This is a genomic window from Pseudomonas sp. SDO5591_S426 (assembly GCF_054070755.1).
Genome location: NZ_JBSVXD010000160.1, coordinates 1 through 13,714, shown reverse-complemented (window position 1 = coordinate 13,714; position 13,714 = coordinate 1). Strand labels below are relative to the sequence as shown.

16 protein-coding genes are annotated in these 13,714 nt (G+C 57.9%); 8 read left to right on the top strand and 8 right to left on the bottom strand.

The genetic code is table 11. The features are described 5' to 3' along the window. Window positions 1–97: 97 nt before the first annotated feature. From ahpF to ACW9JC_RS23645, 3 genes are all read right to left on the bottom strand, one after another. The gene (gene ahpF / locus ACW9JC_RS23655; RefSeq protein WP_457457973.1) at window positions 98–1,663 is read right to left on the bottom strand and encodes an alkyl hydroperoxide reductase subunit F; all 1,566 of its coding nucleotides are present in this window, start codon (window positions 1,661–1,663) and stop codon (window positions 98–100) included. Between the two features lie 127 nt (window positions 1,664–1,790). Next, window positions 1,791–2,354: an alkyl hydroperoxide reductase subunit C gene (gene ahpC, locus ACW9JC_RS23650; protein WP_007975937.1), complete on the bottom strand. Its 564-nt coding sequence runs from the start codon at window positions 2,352–2,354 to the stop codon at window positions 1,791–1,793. A 138-nt stretch (window positions 2,355–2,492) separates the two neighbouring features. Next, window positions 2,493–3,431 (bottom strand): site-specific integrase, encoded by a 939-nt coding sequence (locus tag ACW9JC_RS23645; RefSeq protein ID WP_457457971.1) that lies wholly within the window; start codon window positions 3,429–3,431, stop codon window positions 2,493–2,495. A 177-nt stretch (window positions 3,432–3,608) separates the two neighbouring features. On the opposite strand from ACW9JC_RS23645, the gene ACW9JC_RS23640 reads away from it, so the two are divergent. Beyond that, complete coding sequence (locus ACW9JC_RS23640; protein ID WP_457457969.1) at window positions 3,609–4,622, top strand: DNA-binding protein; 1,014 nt, start codon at window positions 3,609–3,611, stop codon at window positions 4,620–4,622. Here the strand turns inward: ACW9JC_RS23640 and gorA are convergent. The 3 genes from gorA to galU form a co-directional block, all read right to left on the bottom strand. Then, entirely contained in the window at window positions 4,619–5,977 is a 1,359-nt protein-coding gene (gene gorA, locus ACW9JC_RS23635; protein WP_457457967.1) for a glutathione-disulfide reductase, read from the bottom strand. The two genes, ACW9JC_RS23640 and gorA, sit on opposite strands and share 4 nt — an antisense overlap. A gap of 91 nt (window positions 5,978–6,068) precedes the next feature. Then, window positions 6,069–7,583 (bottom strand): MFS transporter, encoded by a 1,515-nt coding sequence (locus tag ACW9JC_RS23630; RefSeq protein WP_457457965.1) that lies wholly within the window; start codon window positions 7,581–7,583, stop codon window positions 6,069–6,071. Between the two features lie 332 nt (window positions 7,584–7,915). Next, window positions 7,916–8,755 (bottom strand): UTP--glucose-1-phosphate uridylyltransferase GalU, encoded by an 840-nt coding sequence (gene galU, locus ACW9JC_RS23625; RefSeq protein WP_007900040.1) that lies wholly within the window; start codon window positions 8,753–8,755, stop codon window positions 7,916–7,918. Between the two features lie 290 nt (window positions 8,756–9,045). On the opposite strand from galU, the gene ACW9JC_RS23620 reads away from it, so the two are divergent. Together ACW9JC_RS23620 and ACW9JC_RS23615 are read left to right on the top strand one after the other, a co-directional pair. Continuing rightward, entirely contained in the window at window positions 9,046–9,234 is a 189-nt protein-coding gene (locus ACW9JC_RS23620) for a hypothetical protein (protein ID WP_457457963.1), read from the top strand. Window positions 9,235–9,373: 139 nt separating this feature from the next. After that, window positions 9,374–9,655 (top strand): hypothetical protein, encoded by a 282-nt coding sequence (locus ACW9JC_RS23615; protein ID WP_338580574.1) that lies wholly within the window; start codon window positions 9,374–9,376, stop codon window positions 9,653–9,655. Between the two features lie 11 nt (window positions 9,656–9,666). On the opposite strand, the gene ACW9JC_RS23610 is transcribed toward ACW9JC_RS23615, so the two are convergent. Beyond that, window positions 9,667–9,897, bottom strand: coding sequence for a hypothetical protein (locus ACW9JC_RS23610; RefSeq protein WP_338580573.1), 231 nt, complete (start codon window positions 9,895–9,897; stop codon window positions 9,667–9,669). Between the two features lie 72 nt (window positions 9,898–9,969). After that, a complete protein-coding gene (locus ACW9JC_RS23605; protein ID WP_457457961.1) occupies window positions 9,970–10,326 on the bottom strand; it encodes a hypothetical protein in 357 nt (118 codons plus the stop codon). 213 nt (window positions 10,327–10,539) lie between these two features. On the opposite strand from ACW9JC_RS23605, the gene ACW9JC_RS23600 reads away from it, so the two are divergent. From ACW9JC_RS23600 to ada, 5 genes are all read left to right on the top strand, one after another. After that, entirely contained in the window at window positions 10,540–10,842 is a 303-nt protein-coding gene (locus tag ACW9JC_RS23600; protein ID WP_007912251.1) for a DUF1883 domain-containing protein, read from the top strand. A gap of 35 nt (window positions 10,843–10,877) precedes the next feature. Beyond that, window positions 10,878–11,045, top strand: coding sequence for a hypothetical protein (locus ACW9JC_RS23595; RefSeq protein ID WP_007985513.1), 168 nt, complete (start codon window positions 10,878–10,880; stop codon window positions 11,043–11,045). Window positions 11,046–11,165: 120 nt separating this feature from the next. Continuing rightward, a complete protein-coding gene (locus ACW9JC_RS23590) occupies window positions 11,166–11,870 on the top strand; it encodes a 2OG-Fe(II) oxygenase (protein WP_457457959.1) in 705 nt (234 codons plus the stop codon). A gap of 5 nt (window positions 11,871–11,875) precedes the next feature. Next, complete coding sequence (gene alkB, locus ACW9JC_RS23585; RefSeq protein WP_457457975.1) at window positions 11,876–12,541, top strand: DNA oxidative demethylase AlkB; 666 nt, start codon at window positions 11,876–11,878, stop codon at window positions 12,539–12,541. Window positions 12,542–12,628: 87 nt separating this feature from the next. Then, window positions 12,629–13,693, top strand: coding sequence for a bifunctional DNA-binding transcriptional regulator/O6-methylguanine-DNA methyltransferase Ada (ada, locus tag ACW9JC_RS23580; RefSeq protein ID WP_457457957.1), 1,065 nt, complete (start codon window positions 12,629–12,631; stop codon window positions 13,691–13,693). The last annotated feature ends 21 nt before the right edge of the window (window positions 13,694–13,714 follow it).

Sequence of the window (13,714 nt, the reverse complement as noted above, 5' to 3'; positions counted from 1 at the left end):
CATAGATTGGTGTAGGAGCTGCCGCAGGCTGCGATCTTTTGATCTACAAAAAAACACCATGATCACTCATGGGGTTTTGTGTTTTCAGCGTCCCGGTTTACGCCGGGGCCGACGTCCGGATCAAGTGGTCGAATGCGCTGAGGGAAGCCTTGGCGCCCTCGCCCACCGCAATCACGATCTGCTTGTACGGCACGGTGGTCACGTCGCCAGCGGCAAACACGCCCGGCAGCGATGTCTCGCCACGCGCATCGACGATGATCTCGCCGCGCGGCGATAACTCGACGGTGCCTTTGAGCCAATCGGTGTTCGGCAGCAAACCGATCTGCACGAAGATGCCTTCGAGGTTGATCGTGCTGAACTCACCTGAATCGCGATCCTTGTAGACCAGGCCGTTGACCTTCTGCCCATCACCCTTCACTTCACTGGTCAGTGCGCTGGTGATGACATCGACGTTCGGCAGGCTGAACAACTTGCGTTGCAGCACCGCATCGGCGCGCAGCTTGCTGTCGAACTCCAGCAGCGTGACGTGGCTGACAATGCCCGCCAGGTCGATTGCCGCTTCAACGCCGGAGTTACCGCCGCCGATGACCGCTACGCGCTTGCCCTTGAACAGCGGGCCGTCGCAGTGCGGGCAGAAACATACGCCTTTGGCTTTATATTCCTGCTCGCCCGGCACGCCCATTTCGCGCCAGCGTGCGCCGGTGGCAAGGATCAGCGCCTTGGTTTTCAGGGTGGCGCCGCTTTCGAAGCGAACTTCGTGCAACTCACCAGGATTCTTCGCCGGAATCAACGCGGTGGCACGCTGCAGATTCATGATGTCGACGTCGTATTGCTTGACGTGTTCTTCGAGAGCGCTGGCCAGTTTCGGCCCTTCGGTTTCCTGAACCGAAATGAAGTTTTCGATCGCCATGGTATCCAGCACCTGGCCACCAAAACGCTCAGCCGCGACACCGGTACGAATACCTTTACGAGCGGCGTAGATTGCCGCCGCTGCACCCGCCGGGCCACCGCCAACCACCAGCACGTCAAAGGCTTCTTTGGCGCTGATCTTCTCGGCCTGACGTTCGATACCACTGGTGTCGAGCTTGGCGAGGATTTCTTCCAGGCCCATGCGACCCTGGCCGAAGTTCACGCCGTTAAGGTAGATGCTCGGCACCGCCATGACCTGACGCTCATCGACTTCGGCCTGGAACAGCGCGCCGTCGATAGCGACGTGGCGAACGTTCGGGTTCAGCACCGCCATCAGGTTCAGCGCCTGGACCACGTCCGGGCAGTTCTGGCAGGACAGCGAGAAGTAAGTCTCGAAGTTGAACTCGCCCTTGAGCGAACGGATCTGTTCAATGACTTCGACACTGGCCTTCGAAGGGTGGCCGCCGACTTGCAGCAGGGCCAGCACCAAGGACGTGAATTCGTGGCCCATCGGGATGCCGGCGAAACGCAGGCTGATGTCGGCACCCGGGCGATTGATCGAGAACGACGGCTTGCGTGCATCGTCACCGTTGTCGATCAAGGTAATTTGGCTGGAAAGACTGGCAACGTCTTTCAGCAGTTCAAGCATTTCCTGGGATTTCGCACCGTCGTCGAGAGAAGCAACGATCTCGATCGGCTGGGTGACCCGTTCCAGGTACGATTTCAACTGGGCTTTAAGATTGGTGTCCAACATACGGGCGATTTCCTTGAATTTTTGAGACAAAAAAACGCCCGAGCGAATCTCGCCCGGGCGTTTTTATTGGGCGGTGCAGCTTGCTTAGAAGGTGCGGAAGTCCGCCCTGATGAAGCGCGTCACAGACTTAGATCTTGCCGACCAGGTCCAGGGACGGAGCCAGAGTGGCCTCGCCTTCTTTCCACTTGGCTGGGCAAACCTGGCCTGGGTGAGCAGCGACGTATTGAGCAGCCTTGATTTTGCGCAGCAGCTCGGAAGCGTCACGGCCTACACCGCCATCGTTCAGTTCAACGATTTTGATTTGGCCTTCAGGGTTGATCACGAAGGTTCCACGGTCAGCCAGACCAGCTTCTTCGATCAGCACGTCGAAGTTGCGGGAGATGGCGTGGGTTGGGTCGCCGATCATGGTGTACTGGATCTTGCCGATGGCTGGCGAAGTGTTGTGCCAGGCAGCGTGGGCAAAGTGAGTGTCGGTGGAAACGCTGTAGATCTCGACGCCCAGCTTCTGGAATGCGTCGTAGTTGTCAGCCAGGTCTTCCAGCTCGGTTGGGCATACGAAGGTGAAGTCTGCTGGGTAGAAGAAAACGACAGACCATTTGCCTTTCAGGTCAGCGTCCGAGACTTTTACGAAGTCGCCGTTTTTGAATGCGTCAGCTTTGAACGGTTTTACTTGGCTGTTGATGATAGGCATCGTTGACTCTCCGTCAGGGGTTAAGAAGTTGATGGAAAGAACTTTACCTATCCAAACGCTCGATAGCTCATTGGCAAACCTGATGCTGCTGATTGGCTTTCGCTATTAGCCAACTGTATTAATAGAAGAAAACCGTATTTAGGTAACCAGCGGTTTTTCCTCGACGCGCTTCATACCCAGAAACGGGCTGGCTTCGATGTAGCGCATGGCGGACTTCATGTCCTTCCAGCCGACGTAGCTCATCAACGACTTCAAATCCCAGCCAGCCTGATGCGCCCACGAGGCAAATCCCCGGCGCAAGGAATGGCTGGTGTAGTGTTCCGCGGCGATGCCCGCGCGCCCGAGCGCCTGGCGTAACAGTGGTATCACGCTGTTGGCGTGCAGGCCCTCTTCACTTAAATGCCCCCAGCGATCGATGCCGCGAAAAACCGGCCCGCGCACCAAAGCGGCTTCGCTGATCCAGTCGATGTAGGCCTGCACCGGGCACAAGCGCTGCAAGGCGGGCGTCTGGTATGTCTTGCCGAGGTTTTCGCGATCGCTCTTGCTGCGCGGCAGGTACAAGGTGATGCCGGAGCCGGCATGGGCTTGCACATGGTCGACCTGCAATCGACACAGCTCGTCACTACGAAAGCCGCGCCAGAAGCCCAGCAGAATCAGCGCAGTGTCACGCTTCGCTCTAAGCAAACCGGGCCGATCGCCTTGAGCCCTGGCGGTTTGCGCTTCCTGATCCAGCCAGGCAATGACTTGCTCCAACTGTTGAAGCTGCAACGGCTGCGCCTGCTTCTCCTGAGCCGGATGCAGCGCACGAATGCCCTTGAACACCTTGCGCACCACCGGCGCCTTGGTCGGGTCGGCAAAACCCTGGCTGTTGTGCCATTGCGCCAACGCGGACAAGCGCAGCTTCAAGGTGTTGATCGACAGCACGCCCGCGTGAGCGACCAGATAACGCGCGACGCTGTCACTGGTGGCCGGCAGAAAACCACCCCACGTCACCTCGAAATGCTCGATGGCCGCGCGATAGCTGCGACGGGTGTTGTCGCGCGTCGCGGCCTGCAGGTAACGATCCAGCTCAGTCATGGGTCCAACTCTCGAATGCGTACTGCTTTTACCGGTAGAAGTGGATTTATGGCGTATCACACGGGGTAATACCAGTATATCCCGTGTTAATACGGTGTCGTATTTATCTTTTAAATTTGAATGGTACAATGTGTATTCGCGTAATACGTACCACATCACGAAATCGTAGGAGTAATCATGGCCCGTGGCGGTGTAAACAAAGCAGTGGTTCTAGCTGCACGAATGGCGATCCTCGCCCGCGGCGAAAACCCGACCATCGATGCAGTGCGGATCGAAATGGGCAATACCGGCTCGAAAACCACGATTCATCGTTACCTGAAAGAGTTGGATGACAGCACTCCGCGCACTGAAGCAGAGCCCGCAGAACCTATCGATGACGAACTGACGGCGCTGGTTTCACGACTGGCGCAACGCTTGAAGGAACAGGCGCAGGAGCCGATCGATCAGGCCCGCGAACAGTTCGAGCAGCAACGCAAAGCACTGGAAACGCAGCTGGCGCAAGCCGAGGAAACCAACACTGAACTGCACCAGCAATACGAGATTCAGAGCCTGGCGCTGACCCAGGAATCGGAGGCACTGCACGAAACCCGCGCCAGTCTGCAAACCGAACAAACCCGTAACGCCGGGCTGAATCAGGCACTGGCCGATTTCGAATTACGCTTGCAAGACAAGGACGAGCAGATCCGCTCGCTGGAAGAGAAACACCTGCATGCCCGCGATGCACTTGAGCACTATCGCAACGCCGTCAAAGAGCAGCGCGAGCAGGAACACAGTCGCCATGAAGGTCAGGTGCAGCAGTTGCAGATGGAGTTGCGTCAGGCGCAACAAAGCGCATTGGTGCGCCAGGATGAAGTCACCCAACTGCACCGCGACAACGAGCGCCTGCTGACCGAGAACCGTGGCACGCTGCGCGAGTTGAGCCTGATGCAAGAACAACTCAAGCAGAGCAACAGCCGCCAGGATCAGCTGCTGGAACAAGCCACCCGAGTCGATGGCGAACGCACCCTCCTCCAGGAACGCCTGCGCGTTGCGTTGCTGGAAAGTCAGGCGCTGAAACAGAACATCGACGAGCAATCGCAGATCAACAAATCGCTGGAAATTGAACTGACCAAGACCCAGTCGGAGCTGGAAGAAAGCGTACGTCTGGCCGCTGCTGTTGCAGCAACGGCAGACGCCGCCAAGGACGATTAACCAGCGACAGGCGTGCGCATGGTGACGAACTCTTCGGCGGCCGTCGGGTGCACGCCGATGGTTTCGTCGAAGTGGCGCTTGGTAGCGCCAGCCTTCAAGGCGATCGCCAGGCCCTGAACGATTTCACCGGCATCCGGACCGACCATGTGGCAACCCAACACCTTGTCGGTCTTGGCATCCACCACCAGCTTCATCAGCGTGCGTTCCTGGCATTCGGTCAGGGTCAGCTTCATTGGCCGGAAGCGGCTTTCGTAGACCTGCACTTCATGGCCGGCTTCGCGCGCCTCTTCTTCGGTCAAGCCAACGGTGCCGATGTTCGGCAAGCTGAACACCGCCGTCGGGATCATCTTGTAATCCACCGGACGATATTGCTCAGGCTTGAACAAACGTCGTGCCACTGCCATGCCTTCGGCCAGTGCAACAGGCGTCAGCTGCACGCGACCGATCACATCACCGAGAGCGAGGATCGACGGTTCGGCGGTCTGGTACAACTCATCCACTTCGACGAAGCCTTTCTTGTCGAGCTTGACCCCGGTGTTTTCCAGCCCGAGGTTGTCCAGCATCGGACGGCGACCGGTGGCGTAGAACACGCAATCGGCCTCTAGCTGACGACCATCCTTGAGCGTGACTTTCAAGCTGCCGTCGGCCTGCTTGTCGATACGCTCGATGTCGGCATTGAATTGCAGGTCCATGCCGCGCTTCGTCAGCTCTTCCTGCAAATGCTTGCGTACCGCGCCGTCGAAACCGCGCAGGAACAACTCACCGCGATACAGCAGCGTGGTCTGCGCGCCCAGGCCATGGAAAATCCCGGCGAACTCGACCGCGATGTAACCACCGCCCACTACCAACACACGCTTGGGCAGCTCTTTGAGGAAGAATGCCTGGTTGGAACTGATCGCGTGTTCATGCCCCGGAATCTCCGGGATCTGCGGCCAGCCGCCAGTAGCAATCAGGATGTTTTCCGCAGTGAAACGCTCGCCATTGATCTCGACCGTATGCGGGTCGACGATCTTGGCGTGGCCTTCATGCAGGGTCACACCGCTGTTGACCAGCAGATTGCGATAAATGCCATTCAGGCGATTGATCTCGCGATCCTTGTTGGCGATCAGCGTCGGCCAATCAAACTGCGCCTCGCCCAGAGTCCAGCCGAAACCCGAAGCCTGCTCGAAATCCTCGGCAAAGTGCGCGCCGTAGACCAGCAATTTTTTCGGCACACAGCCGACGTTCACACAAGTGCCGCCCAGATAGCGACTCTCGGCCACGGCCACTTTCGCCCCGAACCCCGCCGCAAACCGCGCAGCCCGCACACCACCAGAACCGGCACCAATCACATAAAGGTCAAAATCGTAGGCCATTTTCAATCTCCTCGGCAGGCCAACAGCATACCTGCGGACGGCCACTGAGCAAGTATTGTGCTGAAATGCGTTGCCCAATCTTCGTTTTCGATCAATGCCCCTCTGCAAATTGCGTTTTCGATGTCCGCAGAGTGCGCCAAGCAATCAAAATCGCCATGAGTGCCAAACCGAACTTCACCCAAGAAACCAAACCGATTCCACCTTCGAATGCCCTTCCCGCCTGCGCCATCAATTCCCTTGCTTGATCACCAGATAAGTCTGCCGCCACATGATAGGCGCCAGACAGCGTCTCACTCGCCAGCATCATCTGCACATCGCTCAGGAACCCCGGTAGCTGCAATGCACCGCGATAATAGGCAGTGACGACACCGCCGAGCACTGTCGTCCCCAAAACCACACCCACTTCATAGGCCGTTTCGCTAATCGCAGACGCGGCACCCGCCTTTGCCGGCGGTGCGGCCGACAAAATCACATCATTGGACACCGTCGCGATCGCGCCCACGCCAATGTTCAGCAAGGCAAAAGCCACCACTAGAACGGTCAGGCTACTGCCCATGCTGGCGACCAGCAAAAAAGCAGCGCCAGCAAACGCCATCAAAATCGGTATCAGCACATGCACCTGTAATCGCTGCGCGACAGGCACGACCGCCATCCCCACTACAATCGCCATGACCTGACCAGGAATCAACGCGAGGCTAGCACTCAAGGGCGACATCTGAAGAACGATCTGCAGGAACTGAGTGGTAAAGAATACGAAGCCGACGAGAAACGCGAGACTCATCAAATTGATCGCGACAGAGCCGCTAAAGGTGCCACTGCGGAACAGAGTCAGGTCCATCAGCGGCACTGGCAGACGTAACTGTCGACGCACAAACATCCAGCCCGCAACTGCGCCGACTACAGACGCTGTCAGCGTCATCCAGTCGAGACCATTACTTGCGCTGTGTTTAATGCCATAGACGATGGCACCAAGGGCAACCATCGATTGCAGGATGCTAAGCGGATCCAGCGGCCCTGAAGCATCTCGCTCGGATTCGGGCAACAACATTGGGCCCAATATCAGCAGTGGCACCAACACGGGCACCGCCAACAGGAAAATCGCCCCCCAACTGAAAAACTCCAGCAATACACCGCCCACCAAAGGACCGAGTGCCGAACCTACTGTCAATGTCGTTGCCCAGATCGCGACTGCCAACCTGCGTTCTTCTCGGTCCTCGAACACCGAACGTATCAATGCCAACGTTGAGGGCATCAGCATTGCACCGAAAACGCCCATACAAGCTCGCCCGGCAATCAGTTGTGTGGCGGTATCGGAAAACGCGGTTAGCACCGACACCATCGCAAAACCCAAGGACCCGGCCAGCAACAACTTACGATGACCGACTCGATCTCCCAGACTACCCATCGACACCAGCAACCCCGCCAAGACCAACGAATACGCATCGATCATCCACAACTGCTGGCTGGCGCTCGGACGTAGGGCCTCAGCGATCTTTGGCAACGCGAATCCAAGTACCGTATTGTCAATTGTTACCAGCAGTACCGGTAGCATCAGCACGCTCAGAGCCAACCACCGTTTTACGGTCACGCTCCCTGTTAACGCCATTCGCGAAACTCCATGTCCTCGTAAACCTCAGCGACTTACGCGCCCTTGACGCGACATTAGTCACGCCGAACAAACCGGCCCTTGCATATTTCATTTAACACAGAGGTTTCTAGCCCCGACAATCACCGCTTGTGCTGGCTATTAACAAATCAGGATTTTCTTTCGCAACTCCTACCAATGGATGTCAGACGACGCCTACCTTTCATTCCGCTACGTAACTGAGCCAGCACAAAAGCAAACGCCCCGAACGAAGTCGGGGCGTTTGCTTAATCCTTCACCTGTATTTTTTACACAGAGCGAAGTTTGATTTCCAACACGAGCAACTCAGGCTATCAGTAAGCCTTACCCGTCTTGTAGAAGTTCTCGAAGCAGAAGTTGGTTGCGTCGATGTAGCCTTCAGCACCACCGCAGTCAAAACGCTTGCCCTTGAACTTGTAGGCCATTACGCAGCCGTTCTGGGCTTGTTTCATCAGGGCGTCGGTGATCTGGATTTCGCCGCCCTTGCCTGGCTCGGTCTGTTCGATCAGGTCGAAGATGTCCGGGGTCAGGATGTAGCGGCCGATGATGGCCAGGTTCGACGGTGCATCTTCAGGCTTTGGCTTTTCAACCATGCTGTGTACGCGGTAGATGTCGTCGCGGATCATCTCGCCGGCGATCACGCCGTACTTGTGGGTCTCTTGCGGATCGACTTCCTGGATGGCCACGATCGAGCAGCGGAACTGCTTGTACAGCTTGACCATCTGGGTCAGTACGCCGTCGCCTTCAAGGTTGACGCACAAGTCGTCCGCCAGCACTACGGCGAAAGGTTCGTCGCCGATCAGCGGACGGCCGGTCAGGATCGCGTGGCCCAGGCCTTTCATTTCGGTCTGACGGGTGTAGGAGAACGAGCACTCGTCCAGCAGCTTGCGGATGCCGACCAGGTATTTTTCCTTGTCGGTGCCTTTGATCTGGTTTTCCAGCTCGTAGCTGATGTCGAAGTGGTCTTCCAGGGCGCGCTTGCCGCGACCGGTGACGATGGAGATTTCGGTCAAACCGGCATCCAGTGCTTCTTCGACGCCGTACTGGATCAGTGGCTTGTTTACCACCGGCAGCATTTCTTTGGGCATGGCTTTAGTCGCTGGCAGGAAGCGAGTACCGTAACCGGCTGCTGGGAACAAGCATTTCTTGATCATATAAGTCCTTGAAAGGGCTGTGTGTACGAGTTTCGGCGCAGTCTAATCAGGCGGCGTGCACCTTACAATGCCCCGCGCTGGCTAACCGATGTCAACATAGAGAAATATTCTCGCGGATAGTTCCGCACGGGCCAGCGCAGATCGCTGCGCGGCACCTTATTGATAGCAGAGACCGGCAGACTTGCACGGTTATCAATTGTCAACAATCGCACCACCCTACACCCATCGGCACCGGACATGTGCGTTTGGCGCTATCATGGCGCACTTGAACCAGCCAACGAGGCAGATAGATGTCGGCAGCAAAAAGCGTCAACGGGTACCTGATCAACAAGGCGAAAGACGGCCAGTGGTGGGTAGACAGCGTCGGCGGCGAGAGTATCGCCGGGCCCTTCCCTTCTGAAGCCATGGCGGTCGAAGTGGCATCGGTGTTGCAACTTGAACACCCGGAGCCCAAGCGCCGCGGCAAGGACAAGAACTGATCGTCAGCCGACGCGCCCACAGCCCTGCCATTGCGCAGGGCTTTTTTTGCGAATACGTGCAGGAAGTGGCCTTTGGCTATAACCTTTTGCCCGCGGCGCTGTCACAGGCTTTGCCCACCACTATGACGACGACAAACACATGACTAGATTTTTGCCACTGATTGCAGTTCTGGCCCTGAGTGGCTGCGCGACGTCCGAAACAACGTATCTGAACAACGGCGAACAAGGCCTGGCTATCGATTGCTCCGGAGAAGCCAATTCCTGGGCAACCTGCTACGAAAAAGCCGATGCCTCGTGTGCCGGCACCGGCTACCGCATCGTCGGTACCGATGGCAGCCCGGCGCCCGCGGAAAGCGACAAGACCCTGGGGGTCGACGTCGGCAACTACAAGAACCGTAGCGTGGTGGTGGTCTGCAAGTAAGGCGCCCTGCCCTACATGTGGATTTCGGCGAATTTGATCCCAAGGCCGCGCACGGTTTCGATCAATTCGTCGACGCTCGTGAAGGATTCGACTTCATCGTTGTCATCCACCAGGAAAAAACTGCGACCGGCGCTTTTCTTGAAAAACACGATCCATTCCCCGGGACTCGCCGGATTCTGAATCACATGGGTGGTGCAGATTTGACCCTCTGCATGGCACTCCCGTACCCGCTCTCGCTTCATGCCCGACTCCAGAAATGACAATGCCGCCAAAGTAGCGCTTTGACGGCATGTGTGTTGAATATCGCTAGTCTATCAGCCGGAAATGCACGCGGTCGCGGCATTGCGCACATCCCAAGGGCGCAACGGCACATTGGAGATGCGTTCATGGAGCTTGATTGCGCTGCCGCCGGAGCGCTCTTCGATGTCGAACACGGCGGCCGGCCCCGATGAAAGCTTCTGCGGCACGATCACCCGAACGCCGTCTTTCTGCGGTTCGATTTGCAGGGCGCCGCGGCTGTCGGCGAGCTTATCGCTCAGGCATTGCGCGTACTCAAGGGGTTTCTTGCCGGAAATCACGTTCATGGTCGGCAATGACTGGTTGATCTCCGAGACACTTGCGCAACCACTTGTCGCCAACGCCACTGGCAGGACCCACACACCCCACTTCATACGAAACCTCCGATAAAGACCCTCCGACAGCGCCATTGCGGTTTTTCTCCGAAGACAAGCGTATTTATTGCGCTTCGAATGCCGAATAACTGTTTTTTATTGTCAAACCGCCTCACCACAGCCGGATAATAACGTGCCGAGGCTGATAAACTGCGCCCCATCGCCCATTGCTATCGTTTTGATTTTGTAGAAAAAGCCCTTCTGGAGGCGCCCATGAAATTTATTCACCAGCGCGAGCACCTCAACGAAGACGACATCGTCGTCATTCAATGCTCGCAAATGTGCAACATCCGCTTGATGAACGACGCCAACTTCCGCAGCTTCAAAAATGGCGGCCGCCACACTTACCACGGCGGCGCGTTCGACACGTTCCCGGCCCGCATTACCGCGCCGAGCACCGGTTTCTGGAACATCACCATCGACACGGTCAACCGCCGTGCAATCAGCGTGACCCGCAAGCCGACCCTGACTCACTCGATCAAGATCATCCGTCGCTCCAGCACGAAACTCAGCTGAGTAACGCCCCCACACGCAGACAGACAGGTATGACCGTGGCTCAAACGACCAAGTACGTCATCAAATACAAACTCAACGGCGAACGCCGTTTCGAGTTCGCCCAGCTCGAAAACGGCACTGCCGAAGAAGCCAAGGCTGCCCTGGACGCCATCCATGGGCAGGACGACGTGATCAGCGAAATCAGCGTAAGCAAAGCGCTGTAACATCCGTCCGGAGCGACAACATGGACGTCTGCTCCGAGGGAAAATTCGACCGCAAGTGTCGGAGTGTTCGCACCCTCAAGGCCTCCTAGACTCGCCACCTCGACAACGTGAGGCCCGGCAATGAGTGAGCAATATCTGCACAGACTGGACTGGCCCCTCCTGGCACAGCAACTCGATCAGGACGGCTGCGCGATCATCCCGTCATTGTTGAGCCACAAGGCCTGCGATGAAATCAGTGCCTTGTATGCCCAATCAGAGCCCTTTCGATCGCAAGTGATCATGGCCCGCCACGGTTTTGGTCGCGGCGAGTACAAGTACTTCAAGTATCCCTTGCCGAGTCTCGTCGACCGCCTGCGCAGCGCGCTCTACCCGCGACTGGTGCCAATTGCCAATCGCTGGCAAGAGCAGATGGACCTGCCAGTCCGTTTCCCTGAAAGCCATCAAGATTTCCTCGAACGCTGCCATGCTGCCGGCCAACAGCGCCCGACACCGTTGCTGCTGCAATATGGCCCACAGGACTACAACTGCCTGCATCAGGATCTATACGGCGAACACGTATTCCCGCTGCAAGTGGCGATTCTTCTGTCAGCGCCGGGTGAAGATTTCACCGGTGGCGAGTTCGTGTTGACCGAGCAACGCCCGCGAATGCAGTCGCGCCCGCAGGTCATCGGCCTGAAGAAAGGTGACGGTTTGATCTTCGCGGTCAACCAGCGCCCGGTCAAAGGCGTGCGCGGTTATTATCGAGTGACCTTGCGTCACGGCGTCAGTCGCCTGCACAGCGGAAAACGGCATACCCTTGGCATCATCTTTCACGACGCGTCATGAGCACCATGAATCCGACGACCTTCGACCTGTTTGCCGATGCAGAGCCTGAGCAGCAGCCCCGGCGCGAGCAGATTGGCGAACAGTCCTACGTTTTGCGAGGCTTTGCCCTGCCGTGGCTGGAGCGCTTGCTGCCTGCCCTGGAGGCGGTGCTGGCCGCTGCACCGTTTCGGCAGATGATCACGCCCGGCGGTTTCACCATGTCCGTGGCCCTGAGCAGTTGCGGCACCTGGGGCTGGACCACCGACCGCAGCGGTTATCGCTACAGCCGCAACGATCCGCAGACCGGTCTGCCCTGGCCACCAATGCCCGACGTCTTCTTCGACTTGGCACAAGCGGCAGCGCGAGAGGCCGGATTCAGCGATTTCGTGCCGGATTCCTGCTTGATCAACCGCTATGTCCCCGGCGCGAAAATGTCTTTGCATCAGGACAAAGACGAAAAATCCTACGCAGCGCCGATCGTTTCGGTGTCGCTGGGCTTGCCGGCGATGTTCCTGTTCGGTGGCTTTGAACGTAGCGATAAAAGCCAGCGAGTGCCGTTGCTGCATGGCGACATCGTGGTCTGGGGCGGCGTGGATCGCCTGCGTTATCACGGCGTCTTGCCGATCAAGGATGGCCAGCACCCACGCTTGGGCGAACAGCGGATCAACTTCACTTTTCGTACTGCGCGATGAAGCCCTGGAGTTTGACCGCAAGCGCCGGAGTGTGGGAGTACTGAGCGGTGGTTAATCTGCGGCAAACGGGCCAACGGATGTAAAACCATGACAAGCCAATCGACAAAAATCACCACCGAAAACGATCCACGCTGGGCCGCCGTCGTCGCCCGCGATCCGCAGGCGGACGGGCAGTTTGTCTATGCGGTGAAAACCACCGGGGTCTACTGCAATCCCAGCAGCCTGTCGCGCTTGCCGAAACCGCAGAATGTCGAATTCTTCGACAGCGCCGAGCTTGCCCAAGCGGCGGGTTATCGTCCGAGCAAACGCACGGCAAAAGATCAAAGCGACATCGCCGCGCAACATGCGGCCACCGTGGCCGCCGCGTGCCGCCAGATCGAAACCGCCGAGGCGCTGCCAGCACTTAACGAACTCGCCGAAACCGCAGGCCTGAGCAGCTTTCACTTTCATCGGGTGTTCAAGGCTGTCACCGGCCTGACGCCCAAAGGCTACGCCGCCGCCCATCGCTCACGCCGGGTGCGCGAGCGGCTGGCGGACGGCAGTTCGGTGACGGACGCTTTGTACGATGCAGGCTTCAACTCCAACAGTCGTTTCTACGAAGCAGCGGATCAGGTGCTGGGCATGAAACCCGCTGATTACCGTGCTGCCGGGCAGAACAACGACATTCGATTCGCCGTCGGTCAGTGCTCACTGGGAGCGATTCTGGTGGCGCAAAGCGAACGCGGGGTGTGCGCGATCCTGTTGGGTGATGATCCGCAGCAACTGGTCTGCGACCTTCAAGACAAGTTTCGCCGAGCGAATCTGATTGGCGCCGATCAAGACTTTGAGCAACTCATCGCACAGGTTGTCGGCTTCATCGAAGCCCCGGCCCTCGGCCTGGACTTGCCGCTGGATGTGCGCGGCACGGCGTTTCAAGAGCGGGTCTGGCAAGCGCTAAAAGAGATTCCTGTGGGCAGCACCGCCAGCTACGCCGATATCGCCCAGCGCATCGGTTCGCCGAAAGCCGTTCGCGCCGTGGCACAAGCCTGCGGCGCGAACAGTCTGGCGGTGGCGATCCCTTGCCATCGCGTGGTGCGCAGCGATGGCAATCTTTCGGGATATCGCTGGGGAGTGGAGCGCAAACGGCAGTTGCTGGAGCGCGAAACGCAGTAAATCAAAAGATCGCAGCCTGCG

Bases quoted from the DNA above. Each gene is read 5' to 3' on its own strand.
- ACW9JC_RS23640 (WP_457457969.1), top strand. From the start codon at position 3,609: ATGGCCCGTGGCGGTGTAAACAAAGCAGTGGTTCTAGCTGCACGAATG.
- ada (WP_457457957.1), top strand. From the start codon at position 12,629: ATGACAAGCCAATCGACAAAAATCACCACCGAAAACGATCCACGCTGG.
- alkB (WP_457457975.1), top strand. From the start codon at position 11,876: ATGAATCCGACGACCTTCGACCTGTTTGCCGATGCAGAGCCTGAGCAG.
- ACW9JC_RS23600 (WP_007912251.1), top strand. From the start codon at position 10,540: ATGAAATTTATTCACCAGCGCGAGCACCTCAACGAAGACGACATCGTC.
- ACW9JC_RS23615 (WP_338580574.1), top strand. From the start codon at position 9,374: ATGACTAGATTTTTGCCACTGATTGCAGTTCTGGCCCTGAGTGGCTGC.
- ACW9JC_RS23620 (WP_457457963.1), top strand. From the start codon at position 9,046: ATGTCGGCAGCAAAAAGCGTCAACGGGTACCTGATCAACAAGGCGAAA.
- ACW9JC_RS23630 (WP_457457965.1), bottom strand. From the start codon at position 7,583: ATGGCGTTAACAGGGAGCGTGACCGTAAAACGGTGGTTGGCTCTGAGC.
- ahpC (WP_007975937.1), bottom strand. From the start codon at position 2,354: ATGCCTATCATCAACAGCCAAGTAAAACCGTTCAAAGCTGACGCATTC.
- ACW9JC_RS23605 (WP_457457961.1), bottom strand. From the start codon at position 10,326: ATGAAGTGGGGTGTGTGGGTCCTGCCAGTGGCGTTGGCGACAAGTGGT.
- ahpF (WP_457457973.1), bottom strand. From the start codon at position 1,663: ATGTTGGACACCAATCTTAAAGCCCAGTTGAAATCGTACCTGGAACGG.
- ACW9JC_RS23590 (WP_457457959.1), top strand. From the start codon at position 11,166: ATGAGTGAGCAATATCTGCACAGACTGGACTGGCCCCTCCTGGCACAG.
- galU (WP_007900040.1), bottom strand. From the start codon at position 8,755: ATGATCAAGAAATGCTTGTTCCCAGCAGCCGGTTACGGTACTCGCTTC.
- ACW9JC_RS23610 (WP_338580573.1), bottom strand. From the start codon at position 9,897: ATGAAGCGAGAGCGGGTACGGGAGTGCCATGCAGAGGGTCAAATCTGC.
- gorA (WP_457457967.1), bottom strand. From the start codon at position 5,977: ATGGCCTACGATTTTGACCTTTATGTGATTGGTGCCGGTTCTGGTGGT.
- ACW9JC_RS23645 (WP_457457971.1), bottom strand. From the start codon at position 3,431: ATGACTGAGCTGGATCGTTACCTGCAGGCCGCGACGCGCGACAACACC.